We start from the raw sequence: 21629 nt of genomic DNA, 5'->3' as shown, positions 1-21629 counted from the left end.
GTGGATCAGGATACACTATTGCCAGACGTTCTAAAAAGCGCCTGATAATGCAGTTTAGGTGAAAGATTTGTTTTAAGACGAATTCAATAAAAAAGGGCATAACTATTGTTATGCCCTTTTGTCTGCCAGCTACGAAAACTTATTCTTCTTCGTCATCAGCCGGCTGATCGTCTTCACTTTCCGCGTCGTCTGGCAGATCGGCTGCTTGTGCCGCTTCCAGTTCGCCCGCTTCGGTGGCGACACCATCCAGTTCTTCGTCTTCAACCGGCTCTGCAACACGTTGTAAACCAACCACATGCTCATCATCGGCGGTACGGATAAGCGTCACACCCTGGGTGTTACGGCCGACAGTACTCACTTCAGAAACACGGGTTCGCACCAGCGTACCAGCGTCGGTGATCATCATGATCTGATCCGCTTCATCAACCTGGATCGCGCCAATAACCGGTCCGTTACGCTCGCTCACTTTGATGGAGATAACGCCCTGGGTTGCACGGGATTTAGTTGGGTATTCAGTCGATTCAGTACGTTTACCGAAACCGTTCTGCGTCACAGTCAGGATACAACCATCACCCCGCGGGATGATAAGCGAAACAACGCTGTCACCTTCGCCCAGACGGATACCGCGAACACCGGTCGCCGTACGGCCCATTGAGCGAACCGCTGCTTCGGAGAAGCGCACCACTTTACCGGCCGCAGAGAACAGCATGACTTCGTCCTGGCCGTCAGTCAGGTCCACACCGATCAGCTCATCACCTTCGTTAAGATTGATGGCGATGATGCCGGCGCTGCGTGGTCGGCTGAAATCGGTCAGGGCAGTTTTCTTCACTGTACCGCTGGCGGTTGCCATGAACACATGACGACCTTCCTCGTACTCGCGTACAGGCAGGATCGCCGTGATACGTTCGTTCGGTTCAAGCGGCAACAAGTTGACGATAGGACGACCGCGTGCACCGCGGCTGGCTTCCGGCAACTGATAGACTTTCATCCAATACAAACGTCCGCGGCTTGAGAACATCAGAATAGTGTCGTGGGTGTTAGCCACCAGCAGACGGTCAATGAAATCTTCTTCTTTGATGCGCGCTGCCGATTTACCTTTACCACCGCGACGCTGTGCTTCGTAATCGGTCAGAGGCTGGTATTTTACGTAGCCCTGATGCGACAGCGTCACCACAACGTCTTCCTGATTGATCAGGTCTTCGATGTTGATGTCAGAAGTGTTCGCCGTAATTTCAGTACGACGCGGATCATTGTACTGATCACGAATCGCTTCCAGTTCTTCACGAATGACTTCCATCAGACGGTCAGGGCTGGACAAGATGAACAGCAGCTCGCCGATTTGCACCAGCAGCTCTTTATATTCATCCAGCAGTTTTTCGTGCTCAAGGCCGGTCAGCTTCTGCAAACGCAGATCCAAAATGGCCTGGGCCTGTTGCTCCGTCAGGAAATATTTCCCGTCGTGAATACCAAATTGTGGCTCCAGCCATTCAGGACGGGCAGCATCGTCACCGGCGCTTGCCAGCATCGCTGAAACATTGCCCAGATCCCATGAACGCGCGACCAGGCCAGCCTTTGCTTCAGCCGGTGTCGGTGCAGCACGGATCAGTTCGATGATAGGATCAATGTTAGCCAGAGCGATCGCCAGTGCTTCAAGGATATGCGCACGGTCACGGGCTTTACGCAGTTCGAAAATAGTCCGGCGCGTGACGACTTCACGGCGGTGACGAACAAACGCAGAAAGGATTTCTTTCAGGCCGAGGATTTTCGGCTGACCCTGGTGCAATGCCACCATGTTGATACCGAAAGAAGTCTGCAGTTGTGTCAGTGAATACAGGTTGTTCAGAACCACTTCACCCACTGCATCACGTTTGATTTCAATGACGATGCGCATGCCGTCTTTATCAGACTCATCACGCAGTGCACTGATACCTTCGACGCGTTTTTCTTTCACCAGCTCGGCGATCTTTTCGATCAGACGGGCTTTGTTCACCTGATACGGGATCTCGTGAACAATGATGGTTTCGCGACCGGTTTTAGCATCGGCCTCTACTTCAGCACGGGCACGGATGTAAATTTTGCCACGGCCGGTCCGGTAGGCTTCTTCGATACCACGGCGACCGTTGATGATGGCCGCCGTCGGGAAATCTGGCCCCGGGATGTGCTCCATCAGCCCTTCAATGCTGATGTTTTCATCCTCAATATACGCCAGACAACCGTTGATCACTTCGGTGAGGTTATGTGGCGGAATATTGGTTGCCATACCGACAGCGATACCTGACGAGCCGTTAACCAGCAGGTTAGGGATACGGGTTGGCATAACAGAAGGAATTTGCTCTGTGCCGTCATAGTTTGGCACGAAATCGACAGTTTCTTTTTCTAAATCTGCCAGCAATTCGTGAGCAATTTTTGACATGCGGATTTCGGTATAACGCATGGCGGCTGCGGAGTCGCCATCCACTGACCCGAAGTTACCCTGCCCGTCCACCAGCATATAGCGAAGTGAGAAAGGCTGTGCCATACGCACGATTGTGTCATATACCGCAGTATCACCGTGTGGGTGATATTTACCGATAACGTCACCGACCACACGGGCCGATTTTTTATAGGCTTTATTCCAGTCGTTACCGAGGACATTCATTGCGAAAAGTACGCGGCGGTGCACCGGTTTCAAACCATCGCGCACATCTGGTAGCGCACGTCCGACAATAACGGACATCGCATAATCCAAATAAGAGTTTTTCAGCTCTTCTTCGATGTTAATCGGTGTGATTTCTCTGGCAAGGTCGCTCATGGAGCTGCTATCCCTCTACTGATTATTCATGGCCGCTGCCTGTATAGGCAAAGGTGTAAAACTATACCACAAACCAGCGAAACGTGGAAAACAACCGCCCCCTTTTGCGTACTATTACTCAACACGATTCAAACCCTTGCACAATCGGCATCATTTCGTATAAACATTAACCAGAACGACAAAACTGAGCCAAAGCAGATGGAATATGTATAATCCGCTAATCAAGTTATAAGGAGTTCATCACGCTCATGACAACCACACCGTCAGCAACACCCCAAAACATCGACCATGAAGAGATTGCCAAATTCGAGGCTGTTGCCTCGCGCTGGTGGGATCTGGAAGGTGAATTCAAACCGCTGCATCGCATCAATCCGCTGCGTCTGAATTATATTCTCGAACGCGCCGGTGGCCTGTTCGGGAAAAATGTTCTTGATGTCGGTTGCGGTGGCGGTATTTTGAGTGAAAGCATGGCGGTGGCAGGGGCGAAAGTCACCGGGCTGGATATGGGGGGCGAACCCTTACAGGTGGCACGTTTGCATGCGCTGGAAAGCGGCGTAAAAGTCGATTACGTACAGGAAACCGTTGAGGCACATGCCGATGCACATCCACAACAATACGATGTGGTGACCTGTATGGAAATGCTGGAGCACGTTCCTGATCCGGCTTCTGTTGTTGCCGCCTGTGCGCGTCTGGTGAAACCCGGCGGCCATGTATTTTTCTCCACGATCAACCGCAATAATAAAGCCTGGCTGATGGCGATTTTCGGCGCTGAGTATGTGCTGAAAATGGTGCCAAAAGGCACGCATGATATTAAAAAATTTATCAAACCGTCTGAGTTACTGGGGATGATTGACCGCACGTCCTTGTCCGAGCGCCACATCATTGGCCTGCACTACAATCCGCTGACCGACCATTTCAAGCTCGGTCCGAATGTGGATGTAAATTACATGATCCACACCCAGGCGTTATAAAATTCTACCGGTAAAAAGAGGACAGCTAATACTGTCCTCTGTCAGGTCAAGGCGCGTGTCAGCCAGTCTGCCGCTGTGCGGGCAACGTCAAACCCTCTGCGGTTGCAAGCCCTTTTTTCATCGGCTTTTGCTGAATTTGCGTTAAGCAACAGGTCATACCGGGGTTAAAACGTTAGTTTTTAGGGCTTTGGTGAATAGTGACGCCGCAACATGATTTTTTAGAATAGTTATTCAGATCAATATAGCGTTTTTTTCTAACGTTTAATAAACCGGCAGTCGATCACCTTTCGTAAAAATATAAGAAAATCGTATCTCAGATATTGACAGGATTGTCGCACCAGCAATGGCGGACTCCTCAGACGGGAGCGTAAAATTTCTCCCCAACTTATCCACAAATCTGCCGATTTTGTTCACTTGCAAAAGGGACATTCAGTCACTATCTTGTCATCAGAAAATAACAAACCCACAATATATTGTGTTTATATCCTGACCAGCACACTAGGGACCTCTTGTGCTGCCGCGCGTGTTTAACGCGGTCGGGTCAGACCTTTTATAAACCTTTAAGGTATCGCACCCCATGAACCAAAGTCTGCTTGTTACTAAACGTGATGGCCGCACAGAACGCATTAACCTTGATAAAATCCACCGTGTCATTGACTGGGCAGCGGAAGGTCTTCAAAACGTATCAGTTTCTCAAGTAGAGCTCCGTTCACACATCCAGTTCTATGACGGGATTAAAACCGCCGATATTCATGAAACCATCATCAAAGCTGCTGCTGATCTGATTTCTAAGGATGCACCGGATTATCAATATCTGGCGGCGCGACTGGCCATCTTCCATCTGCGTAAAAAAGCCTACGGCCAGTTTGAACCTCCAAAACTGATCGACCAGGTGACCCGCATGGTTGAAATGGGTAAATACGACAAACATCTGCTGGAAGACTACACGGCTGAAGAGTTCGAGCAGATGGACAGTTTTATTGACCACTGGCGCGACATGAATTTCTCTTACGCGGCGGTTAAGCAGCTGGAAGGGAAATATCTGGCGCAGAACCGTGTGACCGGCGATATCTACGAAAGCGCACAGTTCCTCTACATTCTGGTCGCGGCCTGCCTGTTCTCCGGCTATCCGCGCGAAACCCGTCTGGATTACATCAAACGTTTCTACGACGCGATTTCAACTTTCAAGATTTCTCTGCCTACGCCCATTATGTCCGGCGTGCGTACCCCGACCCGTCAGTTCAGCTCATGCGTTCTGATCGAATGTGGCGACAGTCTCGATTCCATTAACGCCACCTCCAGCGCCATCGTGAAATACGTTTCACAACGCGCCGGTATCGGCATTAACGCCGGTCGTATCCGTGCACTGGGCAGCCCGATCCGTGGCGGGGAAGCCTTCCACACCGGTTGTATCCCTTTCTACAAACATTTCCAGACTGCGGTGAAATCCTGTTCTCAGGGTGGCGTTCGCGGCGGTGCAGCCACCTTGTTCTACCCGATGTGGCATCTGGAAGTGGAAAGCCTGCTGGTACTGAAAAACAACCGTGGTGTTGAAGGCAACCGCGTCCGTCATATGGACTACGGTGTGCAGATCAACAAACTGATGTATCAGCGTCTGGTGAAAGGTGGCGACATTACCCTGTTCAGCCCGTCTGACGTGCCGGGCCTGTACGATGCATTCTTTGCCGATCAGGACGAGTTCGAACGCCTGTATGAGAAATACGAGCAGGACGCCAGCATCCGTAAACAGAAAGTGAAAGCAGTTGAACTGTTCTCCCTGATGATGCAGGAACGTGCCTCAACCGGCCGCATCTACATTCAGCATGTTGATCACTGCAACACCCACAGCCCGTTTGATCCGGCTATCGCGCCTGTTCGCCAGTCCAACCTCTGTCTGGAAATCGCGCTGCCAACCAAACCGCTGGATGACGTGAACGACGAAAACGGCGAAATCGCACTGTGTACGCTCTCTGCCTTTAACCTCGGCGCTATCGACAGCCTCGACGATCTGGAAGAACTGGCGGTACTGGCGGTTCGTGCGCTGGACGCCCTGCTCGATTATCAGGATTACCCGATTAAAGCCGCAAAACGCGGTGCGATGGGCCGTCGTACCCTGGGTATCGGCGTGATTAACTACGCGTATTATCTGGCAAAAAATGGCGTGCGTTATTCCGACGGCAGTGCCAACAACCTGACCCACAAAACCTTTGAAGCCATCCAGTATTACCTGCTGAAAGCTTCCAACGAGCTGGCGAAAGAACAAGGCGCATGCCAGTGGTTCAATGAAACCACTTATTCGCAAGGCATCATGCCTGTGGATACCTACAAGAAGGATCTGGATGCCATTTGCGATGAGCCGCTGCATCTGGACTGGGATACACTGCGCGAAAGCATTAAAACGCACGGCCTGCGTAACTCGACGCTGTCTGCGCTGATGCCGTCTGAGACCTCTTCGCAGATCTCCAACGCCACCAACGGCATCGAGCCACCGCGCGGCCATATCAGTATTAAAGCCTCGAAAGACGGCATTCTGCGTCAGGTTGTGCCTGAGTATGAGCGTCTCAAAGATCAGTATGAGCTGCTGTGGGATATGCCGAACAACGACGGTTATCTGCAACTGGTGGGCGTGATGCAGAAATTCATCGACCAGGCGATTTCTTCAAACACCAACTACGATCCGTCGCGCTTCCCGAACAGCAAAGTGCCGATGAAACAGTTGTTGAAAGACTTGCTGACCGCCTACAAATTTGGCGTGAAAACTCTGTACTATCAGAACACCCGTGACGGTGCCGATGATGTACAGGAAGACATGAAAGCCGAGGTGGCTGATGACTGTGAAAGCGGCGCCTGCAAAATCTAATCTTCTGTTTTAATTAAAAATATTATTCAAAACCCCCGTCAGGGGGTTTTTGCCGAGAATGTCGAGGAAGTTATGGCCTACAGTACTTTTTCCCAGAATAAAAACGATCAGCTTCTTGAGCCAATGTTCTTTGGCCAGTCGGTTAACGTTGCCCGTTTCGACCAACAGAAGCATGAAATTTTTGAAAAACTGATCGAAAAGCAACTGTCATTTTTCTGGCGTCCGGAAGAGATTGATGTTTCCCGTGACCGTATCGATTTCCAGGCGCTGCCGGAACATGAAAAGCACATCTTCCTGAGCAACCTGAAATACCAGACGCTGCTGGATTCCATTCAGGGCCGCAGCCCGAACGTCGCACTGCTACCGCTGATTTCCATTCCGGAACTGGAAACCTGGGTCGAGACCTGGGCGTTTTCAGAAACGATTCATTCACGGTCTTATACTCATATCATCCGTAATATCGTTAACGATCCGGCAATGGTATTTGACGATATCGTGACCAACGAAGAAATCCTCAAGCGCGCGAAAGACATCTCCGGTTATTACGACACGCTGATTGAAATGACCAGCTACTACCATCTGCTGGGGGAAGGCACGCATCAGGTCAACGGCAAAACGGTCGTGGTTAATCTGCGTGAGTTGAAGAAGAAGCTCTACATCTGTCTGATGAGCGTTAACGCGCTGGAGGCGGTACGTTTCTACGTCAGTTTCGCCTGTTCATTTGCGTTCGCTGAACGTGAACTGATGGAAGGCAACGCGAAAATTATCAAGATGATCGCCCGCGACGAAGCGCTGCATCTGACCGGCACTCAGCACGCGCTGAACCTGCTGCGTTCAGGCCAGGACGATCCGGAAATGGCTGAAATTGCGCGGGAATGCCAGCAGGAATGCCACGACCTGTTTGTTCTGGCGGCACAACAGGAAAAAGACTGGGCAGAATACCTGTTCAAAGACGGTTCCATGATCGGCCTGAACAAAGACATTCTTTGCCAGTACGTCGAATACATCACCAATATCCGTATGCAGGCTGTCGGGCTGGATGCGCCGTTCAAAACCCGCTCGAACCCAATCCCGTGGATCAACGCCTGGCTGGTGTCCGATAACGTGCAAGTTGCGCCGCAGGAAGTGGAAGTCAGTTCGTATCTGGTCGGTCAGATCGACTCTGAAGTTAACGCCGATGACCTGAGTGATTTTGAGCTTTAAATGACCGACAGGATCCTCACACTTTCAGCCAACGGACAGCAACTGGTCTGTAAAGGCGGGCACCGCAATTTGCTGGAAGTATTTGAACATCATCAGGTTGAAGTGGAATACCAGTGCCGGGAAGGTTATTGCGGATCGTGCCGGATGAAGCTTATCAGCGGGGAAGTCACTTACAGTGAAAAACCTTTAGCCTTCATCTCAGACGGCGAAATTTTGCCGTGCTGTTGCATGCCGGCCGGGGATATTGAAGTCGAGTTTTAGTCCTTGCTCCTCCCCTTCACAGGGGAGGAGCTAAAACTCAGACCTTAGCAACCCGATCCAGCCACGGGTAATCCGCCACCGGCTCCCAGCCATTCAGATAGCGCCGCAACATATCCATCGCCACCATCGCCATCGTCTCCTGCCGTAATGCCAGCCCGTGACGCGTCGCGGTATAACGGATCGTCAGGCCACGGGTGCCGGCCGGGGTATGCAGTGCCAGACTTAACTCTTCACCAGACAGCGCCCCGACAGCCAGCGCCAGTTGGGCACCGGTAGTTTCGGCCAGCGTCTGTGCGCGTGCCAGCAGGCATTCGAGGGATTTCTCCGGGGAAGCTTCACTGTCCTGTGGCAATAATTCACCATTGGTCAGCGGGACTCCTGCACTTTGCAAACGCCAGTTCAACAGGCCACCGGTAAAACTTTCGCTGACCGCCAGACGTAAATCCTGTGCCAGCAGACGTTCAGCAAGACGATCCGGCAGGCTGCCCGGTCCTTCGAAAATAGTGCTTTCCCCGGCCACTTCCCGCACACGTTCGAATGCTTTGTGCATCGCGTTTTCCTGCGAACGCGGACCGGTCACTTTCAATTCAATGATAGGCGATGACGAACGGTACCCCATCACCACGCCTTCGGGCAGTTCGAGTTTATCCAGTTCGGTGGCAAGATCACTTTCACCCCGTCCGAAGGTGGTCAGACGCAGACATAACGGGGCTTCCAGCGCCGGAAATTGTTTGTGCAGACGCGGAACGATTTGTTGTTCCACCATCACTTTAAATTCAGAGGGTACGCCAGGCGTAAAGAATATCTGGCAACGGTTAAGTCGCACACTGAAGCCGCAGGCAGTCCCGACCGGATTATCCAACAACTCGGCATTGGCGGGGATCTGGGCCTGTTTACGGTTGGATTCAGCCATCGGACGGCCGCGTTCCCTGAAGAACGCCTGCATGGTTTCAATCCAGCCGGCATCTTCTACCAACTCCACCCCACAGGCTTTCGCTGCCGCCATCGCACTTAAATCATCGGTCGTTGGCCCCAGGCCACCGTTGACGATAAGCACATCAGCAATGTGGCTACGCTCTTTGAGAACAGCAACCAGCGCATCCAGGCTGTCGCCCACCGTTTCACGGCTGGTCATCGGTAAACCTTGCTCAAACAGATAATTCGCCAGCCACGCCGAATTGGTATCTACAATCTGGCCATGCAGTACTTCATCACCCGTACTCAGCATCTCAACCCTAAGCATCCTGTTCTCCTTCTGTATTTTTTGTTATTCCACTGTAGAAAGGCTGGGCAAGAAAAACAATCTCTCTACGGCAGAAAACAAAAAGGCCCGCACGAATGCGAGCCTCAGATCTTGCTTCAGACAACATCAGAAATTAACAGCGCCACCTACATAAGCACCGTCTGCCACCACGTTATCGCGGTTGCCGTCTTTACCATCCATCGCCATGTAGCGGTAACCCACGCTCACGGTAACCAGCGGGATGGCGGTCAGACGCACGCCTGCGTTAGCTTCTTTGTAGTTGCCAATGCCGCTCGACAGTGAATCCGGAGAATAGTAGTAGTCACCGTACAGGGTGAACATTTTCGCGATTGGCAGTTGCAGACCACCGCCGACAGCCGCAGCATAACCTTCGTCACCGTCTTTCGGATTGGTATACAGACCTTTACCGCCAACCGTTGCCATGAACGGGCCGAGCGGAATGTTGTATCCCAACCCTACACCTGCCACATCGCCGTCATCGTCGTTATGCGTCCAGTCACCGCTCAGTGCCAGGCCCGGAGACGTGGTGCCAAAGCCCACACCCAGATGCGTGTAATGTTCACCGACTTCACCATTTACACTGATCGCGTTCGCGGCAGCAGCCGCGAACATCAAACTGGCAGCGGCGCCAGCGACAAGGATCTTTTTCATTATTTTTCCCAAATAATTGCTAAACAACATTAAATCTTCCGCCCGAAGTCTAAAGCAATTTACTCTGTTGTCACAACGTTTTGGATCTTTTAAACGTTCAGTCAAGCCGGGAAAATTGTAAGGAACATCGTTTTCATTAATGAAACGAAGCTTTCCCGTTGAAATGATAACCCCCGCCTATTTACCCCTGATTAATATCAGGTTTATTTCAGTACTCTGTATTACGCAAGCCTTTCTATCCATCGCCGGACGCTGGCCCGCGAGATTTTAATCCCGCCCTGCGACAGGGCTACGGGCAGCGGATAATAGGCCACCGGCCACTGGAAGCGCGGGATCTTATTGCTCAGCCAGAGATTAAGTTCCTCATACCGCAGCCCGGCTTGTGCGTCGAGCACAGCGACCGGCCGCTGACCAAATTGCTCATCCTCCACCGGCACCACAAACGCCTGCAAAACCTGCGGATGGCTGACCAGCACTTTTTCGATATCTTCAGGCTGGATCCCTTCCCCGCCGCTGAAAAACAGATTATCCAGCCGCCCGGCGATCAGCAGTTCGCCATCACGCCATTCTCCGCGGTCACGGGTATGCAACCAGCCACCGGCGTCGGCTACCGGCGATAACTGACCGTTTTTCCAGTAACCACTGGCCAGGCTGTCAGTGCGGATCAGGATCTCCTGATCCGCAATTTTAACTTCCTTTCCCGCCAGTGCCTGACCGACACCGGCGCGGCCATCAGCGCGTTTCGCCGTGACGGTAGACGCGGTTTCGGTCAGCCCGTAGCCGCACCAGCAGCGTATTCCCGCGCTTTCAGCCTGTCCGGTGAGTTCAGGAGGGATTTGCGCGCCGCCAAGCAAAACGTCTTTCAGCTTTTCAGGCACCGCAGTCCCTTGCAGCAAGCGCCAGAGCTGCGTGGGTACCAGCGAAGCGTGGCTGCAGCTGGCCAGGGCCAGTTCAAACGGCTGCCCTTCAGTCAGCACCAGCGTGGCGCCCGCCGTCAGCCAGCGCCAGAGAATGCCCTGCCCGGAAACATGAAACAGCGGCAGGGAAAGCAGCCAGCTGTCGTTGCAGGTGAAAGGGATCACCTTCAGCACACCCGCCGCACTGGCCAGGTGTGCGGCAACCGTGTGCGCGGCAGCTTTCGGTAACCCGCTGGAACCTGATGTCAGCGTCAGTGTGGCGATGCGCTGCGGTTGCCATCCGGCAGAACTGATCCAGCAGGCATTCTGCAGGGTCAGCGCGGGGATATTCAGCAGCAGCCCCGGCTCTGCCAGATCCAGCATAAAAGCGATATCAAGCTGTGAAAGCAGTTCGTCACATAATGCCTGAGGCAGTTGCGGATTAAGCGGCAACAGGCGTGCGCCAGTTTGTAATAACGCCAGATAGCTGAGTACAGCATCCAGGGTATTTTTACTGCGCAGAACAACACCCGCACCTTCTCCCACGCCCTGTGCCATAAAACCGGCTGCCAGCGTATCAATACGGTGCTGTAAATCACGCCAGCACCAGGTGATATCTCCCGCTTTCAGCGCCACGGCAAAAGGTGAAAGGTTTGCCCTTTCACGCCATGGCCAGTCGTTGATCATTTGCTCTGCCATACGATCTCCAGATCAGACGCGTCAGTCAGCGGTAATGCAGAGCCCGGCCAGCGACGGATAAGCTGCGTGTGCATGAGATCCAGCGTGTCCAGTCCGGGAATGGTGTCCGGCGTCAGCCACTGGGCAATGCGCGCCAGTTGCGTCAACCCGAGGCTGGATTCGAGGGAGGAACTGATCACTGCTTCCAGCCCTGCGGCATGCGCCTGCGCGATCAACTGGCGACAGCGCATCAGGCTGCCGGTAAGTGTAGGTTTGATGATAATTGCCGCCAGCCCGGGTTCGGCCAGCACGGTAAAACCGGTTTCGCGCACACTTTCATCCCAGGCGATCGCGATACCGGTCAGACGGGCGAAATCACGGGACTGCCCGCGGGTCAGACACGGCTCTTCAATAAACGCAATACGCGAACGCAGTTCAGGTGCCACATGGCGGGCAAATCCTTCGGCTTTAACCGGCGTCCAGCTGCGGTTAGCATCAAGGCGTAAATGCAGTTCCGGTAAGGCTTCCAGCAGCATACTGACATTCAGACCATCGCCGACGGATTCGTACAACCCCACTTTTACTTTCGCAACTTTCCTGCCACGAAAATCGCCCGGCAGTGCACCGAGACGGGCATAAAGTTCATTCGGATCACCATGACACAGCGGCGCACAGCGCGTGCTCAGTACTTCCGGCAATTCGCCGCGCAGTTCGGCGTCCGCACAACTCAGCCCGAAAGCCACTGAAGGTAATGCACTGAATGCTGAGGCAACGGCAGCCAGCGAGGCACCTTGCACCCACTGGCTCAGACCATGCTGAACGGCATCCTGCGCCTGAGACATATCTTCCAGACTGAACCCCGGCAGCGGTGCAATTTCACCCCAGCCTGTTTTTTCATCCTGCCACAGTGACACGAGAAAACCGTCGCGGGTTTTCAGGCGCTGATTGCGCAGCACCACCCCAGCCTCCATCGGCACGCTGTACCGGTACACCGTGGCGCGACGCATTATGGATTACGCTTAAATTTGCTGAAGTCCGGCTGACGTTTTTCATTAAACGCATTGCGGCCTTCCTGACCTTCATCGGTCATGTAGAACAACATCGTGGCGTTCCCGGCCAGTTCCTGAAGCCCCGCCTGACCATCGCAATCGGCGTTCAGTGCGGCTTTCAGGCAACGCAGTGCCATCGGACTGTTTTCCAGCATTTCACGACACCAGCGCACGGTTTCTTTTTCCAGATCAGCCAGAGGAACCACGGTGTTCACCAGCCCCATTTCCAGTGCCGCGTTGGCATCGTACTGGCGGCACAGGAACCATATTTCACGGGCCTTTTTCTGACCGACGATACGCGCCATATAGGACGCGCCCCAGCCGCCATCGAAAGAGCCGACTTTCGGGCCGGTCTGGCCGAAGATGGCGTTATCTGCTGCGATGGTCAGGTCGCACATCATATGCAGTACATGACCGCCGCCAATGGAATAACCGGCTACCATCGCGACCACAGGTTTCGGACAAGTGCGGATCTGACGCTGGAAATCCAGCACGTTAAGATGATGCACACCGCTGGCATCCTGATAACCGCCGTAATCGCCACGGACTTTCTGATCGCCCCCCGCGCAGAAGGCTTTTTCACCTTCACCGGTCAGCACGATCACACCGATGCCTTCGTCATTACGGGCGTCGTCGAGTGCACGGATCATTTCTTTGACGGTCAGCGGACGAAACGCGTTGCGAACCTGCGGCCGGTTGATGGTGATTTTAGCGATGCCGTCAGTGGATTTGTGATAACGGATATCTTCAAACTCGCCGGTGCACTCACGCCATTCGACAGATGCATACAATTGTTTTTCATCAGGATAAATCATGCTTAACTTCCTTTAAGACAGGTGAAGTAATAAATTCCAGCGCCTGACGGGCATATTCGGCCGGATTATCACGGTGTGCGTTATGCCCGGCATTGGCGACAGTGCGCAGCCCGAAACCGGACTGCTGCGCAAGATGAATAAATTTGATGTCCTGGTTGCCACACAGCCAGACAACCGGCAGGGAAATCCGCAGCAATTGTTCGCGTAAATCAGGTTGTACCGAAAGCGACGTAGCGGTCAGCACGGCGGCGACAGTGTGCGGATTATTGTTCTCACGCAACATAATCATTTGCTGGCGTTGCGAACGGGACAGGCTGGAAAACACCGGTTGCTGATACCAGATGTCCAGCGCCTGTTTCCACGGCATTTGCAAAAAGCGAGCCGCCCATTGCTGGTCATGATGGCGGCGTTGTGCCCTTTCGGCCTGACATGTCAGCCCCGGATGTGCGCCTTCGACCAGCAGGCCCTGTAAACCGGTACGATCGCCCTGACAGGCGTGATACAGACTGATGCGCCCGCCCAGCGAGTAGCCAATCAGCCAATACGCGGCGACGTTTTTCACACGCAAGGTGTCGGTTAACTGCTGGCTGACATCCGCAAAACCGGCAGCCGTCAGCGACGCAGAACGGCCATGTCCCGGCAAATCCACAAACAGACAAGGCCAGCCACCTAGCGCAGGAAGCAAGGGCTGCCAGTCGTCTGCACTGCCCAGCAGGCCATGGAGAAACACCAGCCACGGACGGTCTGTGACCCCGGCGTTGAGAACCTGACAGGCCAGCGTCATGATGCGCTCATCTCCTGTACCAGCGAACGCAGGCATTCTGCCCCTTCTGTTTCACTGACTTTTAGCTCGATCAGTTTCACGCCCCCATGCTGCCAGCATTGACTGACTGCATGATGCAGCTCAGACATCGACACCGGACAGGCATAATCCAGACCAAACATTGCCGCTGCGTGGCTGAAACTCACATTCTGCGGCATACAGTAAAAGCGCTGCCGCTCGGCTTCCGGTGTCGGTAACAACGAGAAAATCTGCCCGCCATTGTTATTCACCACAATAATCACCGTCGGTGCAGAACACTGACGCATCAGCGCCAACGCGTTTAAATCATAAAGCGCGGAGATATCACCCAGCAGCACCAGCGTCGGTTTGCAGGTTGCGCGCTGTACGCCCGCAGCGGTCGACAGCAGCCCGTCAATACCGCTTGCGCCGCGATTGGCGAAAACAGGATAACCGGCGGGAAGTTGAGCAAAGGCATCGGCCAGACGCACAATCAGGCTGTTGCCGAGAAATAGCTGGCCCTGCTCAGGTAATAAAGCCGGTAGCTGCCACGCAGCGGCGGCCTCGCCAAATACACCTTCGAGACGGGTTTCCATGGCATGTAACGCGCGCTGCGAGCAATGTTCAAGGGCTTGGGCCCAGTCCCCCTGAGGCTGAGCCGGATGAGACTGCAACCATTCACTGACGCTGGCCTGTATCCGACGACCACGATGTTGTGCCGGATCCTGACGGCCAGGCAGCGGATCAATCAGCCAGTACTCATCAGGTTGGCAGGCCGCCTGCCATTGCAGCAGACGCTTACCGGCCAGACCTGCGCCGAACTGGATCACCAGTTGGGCGTGCGCCAGTGTTGCCTGTGCCTGAGGTGACGCCAGCCACAAATCCGCGCAAGGGAGCGGATTACCGGTTGATGCCTGCACATCACTGATCAACGGCCAGCCCAGTTGCTCCGCCCAGTGTGCCACCCGTTCACTTTCACGTCCCGAAAGGCGGCCTGCGATAATGACGCCGCGTTTTTGCCGCCATGAAAACCAGTCCGGCTGTTCGGTCACCGGCAAAACCTGAGAATACTTCAGCCACGGCTGTTGTCCCTGCCACCAGTCGCCCAGCGTTTGCAGCCAGTCCAGATGTTCGCCATTGTCCTCGCCATACAGCGGTTCAGCGAACGGGCAGTTAATGTGCACGGCGCCGTGTGTCTGCTGCGCCAGCACATTATCCAGCGCGGAAACCAGCCAGCTCGCACTGATTTCCGGTGTCGGACGGGGTAATTCCAGCGACCCGACCGGATGACTGGCGAACATACCGGTCTGGCGGATAGCCTGATTAGCACCGCAACCGATGAGTTCCGGGGGACGGTCAGCGGTGAGCAATACCAGTTTTTCGCCGGTCAGCCCGGCTTCGATCAACGCAGGATACAAATTTGCCACCGCCGTACCGGAGGTAACGATAATCGCCACGCGCTGCCCGCTGGCTTTTGCCAGCCCGAGTGCCAGATGGCCGAGGCCGCGTTCATCAAAATGAGTATGGCAGATAAGATGCGGATGTGCGGCGGCGGCCAGCGTTAACGGCGTAGACCGGGAACCGGGTGCGATGCACACATGCTGCACCTGATGGCGGGTTACGGCTTCGAGGATAAGCGTCGCCCAACGGCGGTTAAAAACGGCTACAGACATGTTCAACTCACTCCGGCAAAGGGTTATCCGGCCTGAACGGCAGGCGTGTAATGCTCTTCCAGCAAAGTGCGCAAACCCGCGGCTTTGTTTTCGATTTCCAGCCATTCCTGTGCGGCGTCAGAACCGGCGACAATCCCCGCACCGGCATAGAGTTCAAGATGATGTCCTTTCACCATGGCAGAACGCAGCGCGACGGTAAATTCACTTTGTTCAGCACTGAGATATCCGGCAGAACCGGCATACCATTCACGATCAAAAGGTTCAAATTCAGCAATGAACTTGCGTGCAGCCTGTCTCGGTAATCCGGCCACGGCTGCGGTCGGTTGCAGGCGTTGCAGACAACCGGCATCATCAGGCCCGGTCAGTTCACCGTGAATATTGCGGCGTAAATGCTGCACTTTGCGCAGACGTAAAACCTCTGCCGGTGTAACATCCAGCGAATGCGCCCCGCCCTGTAAACGCTGACAGATGTCGTCAACGACCAGTAAATTTTCACGCTGATTTTTGCCATCGCTGAGCAGCCAGTCACCCAGTGCCTGCGCTTGCTGATCATCGGGATGATTAGCCACGGTTCCCGCCAGCGCTTCGGTATAGAGTTCGGTGTTATCACGCAGAAATAAACGTTCCGGGCTGGAACCCAGAAACGCCTGTTGTGCGGTGAACGCCAGCATAAAATGATAGCAGTGATGATTAACGCTGCGGCTGGCAGCAAGAAATGCACAGGCATTCAGTGGCTGACTGAGCGTTAAGGTTGTTTTGCGTGCCAGCACGACTTTATCGAACTGATGCTGTTCAATACCTGAAAGCGCACGTTCAACCAGCGCCTTCCATTGCGACTCGGCCGGTAAATGCTGATGCTGTAATACGTGGGAGGTAAGCGGTGGTAAGGTGCGACTGGCCACCAGTGAACGCAGGAACAAGCGTGTGCGGCGTGCCTCATCCTGTAAAGAATACGGACTGAAAAGGGTACAACGCAGCCACCAGGTATTGCCCTGACGGCAAAGTTCGATGCGGGGAAGAAACAGTGCGTTGGCAGCGGATGCATCATCCGCCGTACCGTTAAACGCATTCAGCCCCCAGATATGCAAATCGGGAACCTCAGGAAACTGGCGAATAAACGCCTGCGCTTGCGCAATATGCCCAAAAGAATAAGCATCGCCACAAACGGCAGCTTCTTCATTTCCGTCACGTTGTTGCCAGTAAAATTTCGGGTAACAAGGCTGCGCAGCCAGCCATTCGAGCAGGCCAGTGTCAGGCTGTTTTTGCAGGGAATAACTGAATTGCCGGATCCCCGCAGCAGCAGGCCATTCGCCTGCCAGCCTCGTATCAAGCTGTTCAATGATTGCTGAGATTTGTTTCACCGCTACCTCGGACCATACCGGATGTTTAGTGACGGGCAGAAATACCCTTCTGGATCAAAAAACGGGTTGGATCAATAACGGAAGAATTATGCGGCGATACGAAAAATGAAAATATGCGACAGATCAAGCTGAAGTGAGTGCCGTTAGCTAAGAAGGAGTAGAAGAAGGGAGAAAGGAGTAAGTCACCGGGCAGAAACAGGAGCAGCAGACGCTGCCCCTGTTCAGTGAGATTAACGACGCAGAAGCAGGCCGACAACCAGACCTACGGCAGCACCGACGCCGACGCCATGCCATGGATTTTCATGCACATAATCATCAGTTCTTTCTGCAACCTGACGGGCTTTCTTGCAGTAAGAACGTGCCGCCGGGTCAATACGTGATTTAATATCTTTCAGCGCATTTTCTGCACGTGCTTTGACCTGAATGTATTTCTCATCCGCTTTGTCACCCGAGGATTTGAGTACTTCCTCCAGCGTTTCAGTCAACATGCGTAAATCGTCATCCAACGAATTCTGCTGTGTCTCAAATTGTTCAGCCATGGTTATCTCCTTATGATGGGTTCGTGTAAAAGCATAGACTGCCTTTAACCCTAGCGCATATCGGGAGTAATTGCCTGAAGGATCCACCCTAAACTGCCGAAAAATCGAGGTTTTAAGAACCTTCCGACCCTTTAGTTTCAGTAAAAACGGTTCTTTTCACGGCCTCGTTTTGCTGCTTTTCACGCTGTTTGGCCAGCCACAATCCACTGTTTTTCATCGCGTAACCGAACGCTAACCCCACCAGCAAAGACACCACCACCTGACGCCAGTCACCTTGCGCGGCGAAGGTTGCGCAGGCACCGATAAAGGTGCCCGGCACAAAGGCCAGCCATTGCTGCCGAGCCTGAATACACATCAGGAATGCCACTACGCCAGTCAGCAGGTAACCCAGAATGTTCCATTCGGGACGCATGGCGCTGCCTGCAATAATCACGACCGCCCAAAATACACCGCTGAGACAGGTCAGGGTGCTGATCAGCAACCCGCGTAATCCGCCCTGCGGGCATGCGAAATACGCTGTGCATCCCAGGAAACCCGCCCAGCTTATCAGGCCAAGGCTTATCGCCACCCAACCCCAGATACCAGAGAGGATGCCGGTGGTGATGGCGATCATCACTAAAACATTCATGGTGTGAACCTGTACGAATCTGAACAAGCGCGCAGTGTACGCATTGGCAGGAATAATGAAATGGGAGAGATCACAAAACCAATGTAATAATTAGCTGAACGTACATATAAATGTGACTTACATCACACAAATCAATCAATACGATTAAAAAAGCCGCTCATGTGAGCGGCTTTGTCAGGTTTTGCAGATGCTCTCAGAGCAGCGGTTGGGCCATCTGTACCAGCGAAATCAGCGGTTGCGGGAAGATACCCAGCAACAGCACTAAAATCGCAGAAATCAGCACCACGACACCGCCTGCGGTCAGTGCCCAGTTGTTCGGGGTATCACGTACCAGCGTTTCCGGTGCACTCAGGTACAGGCTCACGGTGACGCGCAGATAGTAATAAAGACCAATCGCAGAACCCACCACTACAGCACCGGTCAGCCACCACAGATGGGCGGTCACACCGGTCGCAATCACGTAGAACTTACCGATAAAGCCCAGCGTCATCGGAATACCGGCCAGTGACAACATCATCACGGTCATCACCGCAGACAGGATTGGCTTATGCCAGAACAGGCCACGGTAAGAGAACAGTGATTCTGCGTCCGGGCCTTTGTACGGGCTGGACATCAGACTGACCACACCGAAAGCGCCGAGGCTGCTGAACAGATAACCGGCCAGATACACACCAACGGTTTCCATCGACAACTGGTGCGTTTGTACCGCAATCAGTGCCACCAGCAGATAACCAAGGTGAGCGATGGAGGAATAACCGAGCAGACGTTTAATGTTGCTCTGGCTGATAGCCATCAGGTTACCGACCAGAATCGAACAGAAGGCAATGATGCTCAGCACGATGCGGATTGATTCACTGTCAGCCACAGGCGCATACAGGAACAAACGCATGACCACCGCAAAGATAGCGATCTTGCTGGCGGTTGCCAGGAAAGTCGAGACCGGTGCAGGTGCGCCCTGATACACGTCTGGCGTCCACAGGTGGAACGGAACCAGCGACAGTTTGAAGCCCAGACCCACAATCATCATTCCGAGACCGGCCATCAGCAAAGGCTGATGCAGCATTACGCCATCGCCCAGATTTTTGCCCAAAGACGCGAAGGACAAATCACCGGACTGTGCGTACAGCAGCGCCATACCAAACAGCAGGAAAGAAGACGCAGCAGCCGACAGCAGCATGTATTTGATAGCCGCTTCCAGCGAGCGTTTCTGGCGGTAGGCGTAACCAATCAGGCCGAACAATGGCAGGGAAATCAGTTCGATCCCGAGGAACATTGACGCCAGATGGTTAGAACATGCCAGCAGAATGCCGCCCATGGCCGCAATGAGCACCAGCAGATAGAACTCTTCGCGGTTGTCCGGATAACCGGCCAGCCAGGGGTAAGCAAACGTACTGGTGGCCAGACTCGCCAGCAAGACCAGACCGATGTAGAACATCGAGTAGCCGTCAACGCGCAGCAGCGGTGTGACATCCTGCGGACCGACCTGCCCGACGTAGTAAAGGGAAAGTAAGGCAACGTTCAGCCCGATGACTGTCAGTGTGGCATTGAGAAAATGGTCGCGTCGCCACGCAATGGACAGCATCACCACCACCACCGTCAATCCGACGATCATCAGCGGTAATAGTGCGATCAGATTTTGAAGTGTAAATGTCATGGCGAGTTACGGCCTTGTCGTTGAAATAGTGGAAACTGAAGACCCGAACCCGTGCTGGATGTTACTCATCGCAGCACTCGAAGTATCCAGAATTGGCTGCGGGAAGATGCCCAGCACCACCAGCAATACCACCAGCAACAGGATGATCGACAGTTCGCGTGAGGTCATACCCTGCAGCGGTTCGTCAGATTTTGCTTTGCCATAGTAAGCGCGCTGCATCATCACCAGTGAGTAAACCGAAGCGAATACCAGACCAAAGGTTGAGATGACAGTGATCACCGGCACAACCGGGAAGCTGCCAAACAGGATCTGGAATTCACCAACGAAGTTACCTGTACCCGGCATCCCTAACGTGGCGACAGCGAAGAACAGAGACAACGCTGGCAGGTATTTAATACGCCCCCACAATCCTCCCATCTGGCGCATATCACGGGTATGCAGACGTTCGTAGAGCTGACCACAAATGATGAACATCCCGGCGGCGGACAGACCGTGTGCAATCATCTGAATGACTGCGCCCTGGTATGCCAGGTGGCTGCCGGTGTAGATAGCAATCAGTACGAAGCCCATGTGCGAAACGGAGGTGTATGCGATCAGACGTTTAATATCGGTCTGGCAGAACGCCATCCACGCACCGTAGAAGATACCAATCACACCCAACCACATAGCAATCGGTGCGAACTGGTGCGAGGCTTCCGGGAACAGCGGCAGACAGAAACGTAACATCCCGTAGGCCGCGGTTTTCAGCAAGATACCGGCTAAGTCAACGGAACCGGCTGTCGGTGCCTGACTGTGTGCATCCGGCAACCAGCCGTGCAATGGCACAACCGGCATTTTCACCGCAAACGCGATAAAGAAACCGAGCATCAGCAGATATTCAACACCGTGCGACATCGGCGTTTTCAGCAGGTCAGCGTAGTTGAATGTCCATACACCAGTGGCGTTGTAATGCACGAACACCAGGCCGAGGATCGCAATCAACATCACCAGTCCGCTGGACTGTGTATAGATGAAGAATTTGGTTGCTGCGCTGATACGTGTTTTACCGTCTGACGCTTTGTGGCCCCACAAAGCAATCAGGAAGTACATCGGCACCAGCATCATTTCCCAGAAGAAGAAGAACAGGAACATGTCGATGGCGAGGAACACGCCGATAACGCCGCCGAGGATCCACAATAAATTCAGGTGGAAGAAACCCTGATATTTCTGGATTTCACGCCACGAACAGAGGATCGCCAGCACACCCAGCAAACCGGTCAGTACCACCATCAGCAGGGACAAACCGTCCAGTGCCAGATGGAAACTGATGCCAAAACGTGGGATCCATGGCAACGAAAACTCGGATTGCCACTGCGGAATCCCCGCAGGCGTCGTTAATGAATATCCTCCCTGCAACCACAATTGCACGGAAAGAGCCAGCGTCAGCCCCATCGCAATCAACGCGATCCAGCGCGGTACTTTGCTCCCAAAGCGCTCAGTCTGCCAGCACAGCAGCCCGCCGATAAAGGGGATAAATATTAGCCAAGGTAATAGCATGGCGTGTCGTTCCCTTCT

The 21629-nt window shown here is 53.7% G+C and carries 17 protein-coding genes; 4 read left to right on the top strand and 13 right to left on the bottom strand.

The features are described 5' to 3' along the window. Positions 1 to 139: 139 nt before the first annotated feature. Complete coding sequence (gyrA, locus tag EVX52_RS17775) at positions 140 to 2791, bottom strand: DNA topoisomerase (ATP-hydrolyzing) subunit A (protein WP_129952357.1); 2652 nt, start codon at positions 2789 to 2791, stop codon at positions 140 to 142. Between the two features lie 248 nt (positions 2792 to 3039). Here gyrA and ubiG point away from each other — a divergent pair, with 248 nt between their 5' ends. From ubiG to yfaE, 4 genes are all read left to right on the top strand, one after another. Continuing rightward, positions 3040 to 3762, top strand: a complete 723-nt coding sequence (gene ubiG / locus EVX52_RS17770; RefSeq protein ID WP_129952356.1) for a bifunctional 2-polyprenyl-6-hydroxyphenol methylase/3-demethylubiquinol 3-O-methyltransferase UbiG — start codon at positions 3040 to 3042, stop codon at positions 3760 to 3762. A 577-nt stretch (positions 3763 to 4339) separates the two neighbouring features. Beyond that, positions 4340 to 6622, top strand: a complete 2283-nt coding sequence (nrdA, locus tag EVX52_RS17765) for a class 1a ribonucleoside-diphosphate reductase subunit alpha (protein WP_129991776.1) — start codon at positions 4340 to 4342, stop codon at positions 6620 to 6622. Between the two features lie 72 nt (positions 6623 to 6694). Continuing rightward, positions 6695 to 7825 (top strand): class Ia ribonucleoside-diphosphate reductase subunit beta, encoded by a 1131-nt coding sequence (gene nrdB, locus EVX52_RS17760; protein ID WP_129952354.1) that lies wholly within the window; start codon positions 6695 to 6697, stop codon positions 7823 to 7825. After that, entirely contained in the window at positions 7826 to 8086 is a 261-nt protein-coding gene (gene yfaE, locus EVX52_RS17755; RefSeq protein WP_129991775.1) for a class I ribonucleotide reductase maintenance protein YfaE, read from the top strand. A 37-nt stretch (positions 8087 to 8123) separates the two neighbouring features. Here yfaE and EVX52_RS17750 read toward each other — a convergent pair whose 3' ends face one another. From EVX52_RS17750 to nuoM, 12 genes are all read right to left on the bottom strand, one after another. Then, positions 8124 to 9329, bottom strand: a complete 1206-nt coding sequence (locus EVX52_RS17750; RefSeq protein ID WP_129991774.1) for a nicotinamide mononucleotide deamidase-related protein YfaY — start codon at positions 9327 to 9329, stop codon at positions 8124 to 8126. A 126-nt stretch (positions 9330 to 9455) separates the two neighbouring features. Continuing rightward, positions 9456 to 10001, bottom strand: a complete 546-nt coding sequence (locus tag EVX52_RS17745; protein ID WP_129952351.1) for a YfaZ family outer membrane protein — start codon at positions 9999 to 10001, stop codon at positions 9456 to 9458. A 221-nt stretch (positions 10002 to 10222) separates the two neighbouring features. Continuing rightward, on the bottom strand, positions 10223 to 11596 hold the full coding sequence (gene menE / locus EVX52_RS17740; RefSeq protein ID WP_129952350.1) for an o-succinylbenzoate--CoA ligase: 1374 nt from the start codon (positions 11594 to 11596) through the stop codon (positions 10223 to 10225). Further along, positions 11581 to 12582, bottom strand: coding sequence for an o-succinylbenzoate synthase (gene menC / locus EVX52_RS17735; protein WP_129991773.1), 1002 nt, complete (start codon positions 12580 to 12582; stop codon positions 11581 to 11583). The genes menE and menC overlap by 16 nt, the downstream gene beginning before the upstream one ends. After that, positions 12582 to 13439: a 1,4-dihydroxy-2-naphthoyl-CoA synthase gene (gene menB / locus EVX52_RS17730; protein ID WP_129991772.1), complete on the bottom strand. Its 858-nt coding sequence runs from the start codon at positions 13437 to 13439 to the stop codon at positions 12582 to 12584. Before menB ends, menC begins: the two co-directional genes overlap by 1 nt. After that, positions 13426 to 14259 (bottom strand): 2-succinyl-6-hydroxy-2,4-cyclohexadiene-1-carboxylate synthase, encoded by an 834-nt coding sequence (gene menH / locus EVX52_RS17725; protein WP_370278355.1) that lies wholly within the window; start codon positions 14257 to 14259, stop codon positions 13426 to 13428. Before menH ends, menB begins: the two co-directional genes overlap by 14 nt. After that, positions 14220 to 15893, bottom strand: a complete 1674-nt coding sequence (menD, locus tag EVX52_RS17720; protein ID WP_129991771.1) for a 2-succinyl-5-enolpyruvyl-6-hydroxy-3-cyclohexene-1-carboxylic-acid synthase — start codon at positions 15891 to 15893, stop codon at positions 14220 to 14222. The genes menH and menD overlap by 40 nt, the downstream gene beginning before the upstream one ends. 23 nt (positions 15894 to 15916) lie before the next feature. Further along, a complete protein-coding gene (menF, locus tag EVX52_RS17715) occupies positions 15917 to 17254 on the bottom strand; it encodes an isochorismate synthase MenF (protein WP_129952346.1) in 1338 nt (445 codons plus the stop codon). Positions 17255 to 17484: 230 nt separating this feature from the next. Beyond that, positions 17485 to 17793 (bottom strand): stress response protein ElaB, encoded by a 309-nt coding sequence (gene elaB, locus EVX52_RS17710; RefSeq protein ID WP_129952345.1) that lies wholly within the window; start codon positions 17791 to 17793, stop codon positions 17485 to 17487. A 112-nt stretch (positions 17794 to 17905) separates the two neighbouring features. After that, positions 17906 to 18421: a DUF1097 domain-containing protein gene (locus EVX52_RS17705; protein WP_129991770.1), complete on the bottom strand. Its 516-nt coding sequence runs from the start codon at positions 18419 to 18421 to the stop codon at positions 17906 to 17908. Between the two features lie 193 nt (positions 18422 to 18614). Beyond that, positions 18615 to 20075 carry an NADH-quinone oxidoreductase subunit NuoN gene (gene nuoN, locus EVX52_RS17700; RefSeq protein WP_015696468.1) on the bottom strand — a complete coding sequence of 487 codons (1461 nt, stop codon included), beginning with the start codon at positions 20073 to 20075 and terminating at the stop codon, positions 18615 to 18617. A 6-nt stretch (positions 20076 to 20081) separates the two neighbouring features. Continuing rightward, positions 20082 to 21611 carry an NADH-quinone oxidoreductase subunit M gene (gene nuoM, locus EVX52_RS17695; RefSeq protein ID WP_129952343.1) on the bottom strand — a complete coding sequence of 510 codons (1530 nt, stop codon included), beginning with the start codon at positions 21609 to 21611 and terminating at the stop codon, positions 20082 to 20084. Between the last annotated feature and the right edge of the window lie 18 nt (positions 21612 to 21629).

It is taken from the genome of Rahnella sp. CFA14(1/10) (assembly GCF_004195095.1).
GTDB classification, from domain to species: domain Bacteria; phylum Pseudomonadota; class Gammaproteobacteria; order Enterobacterales; family Enterobacteriaceae; genus Rahnella; species Rahnella perminowiae.
This window is presented reverse-complemented; position numbering and strand designations above follow the sequence as displayed.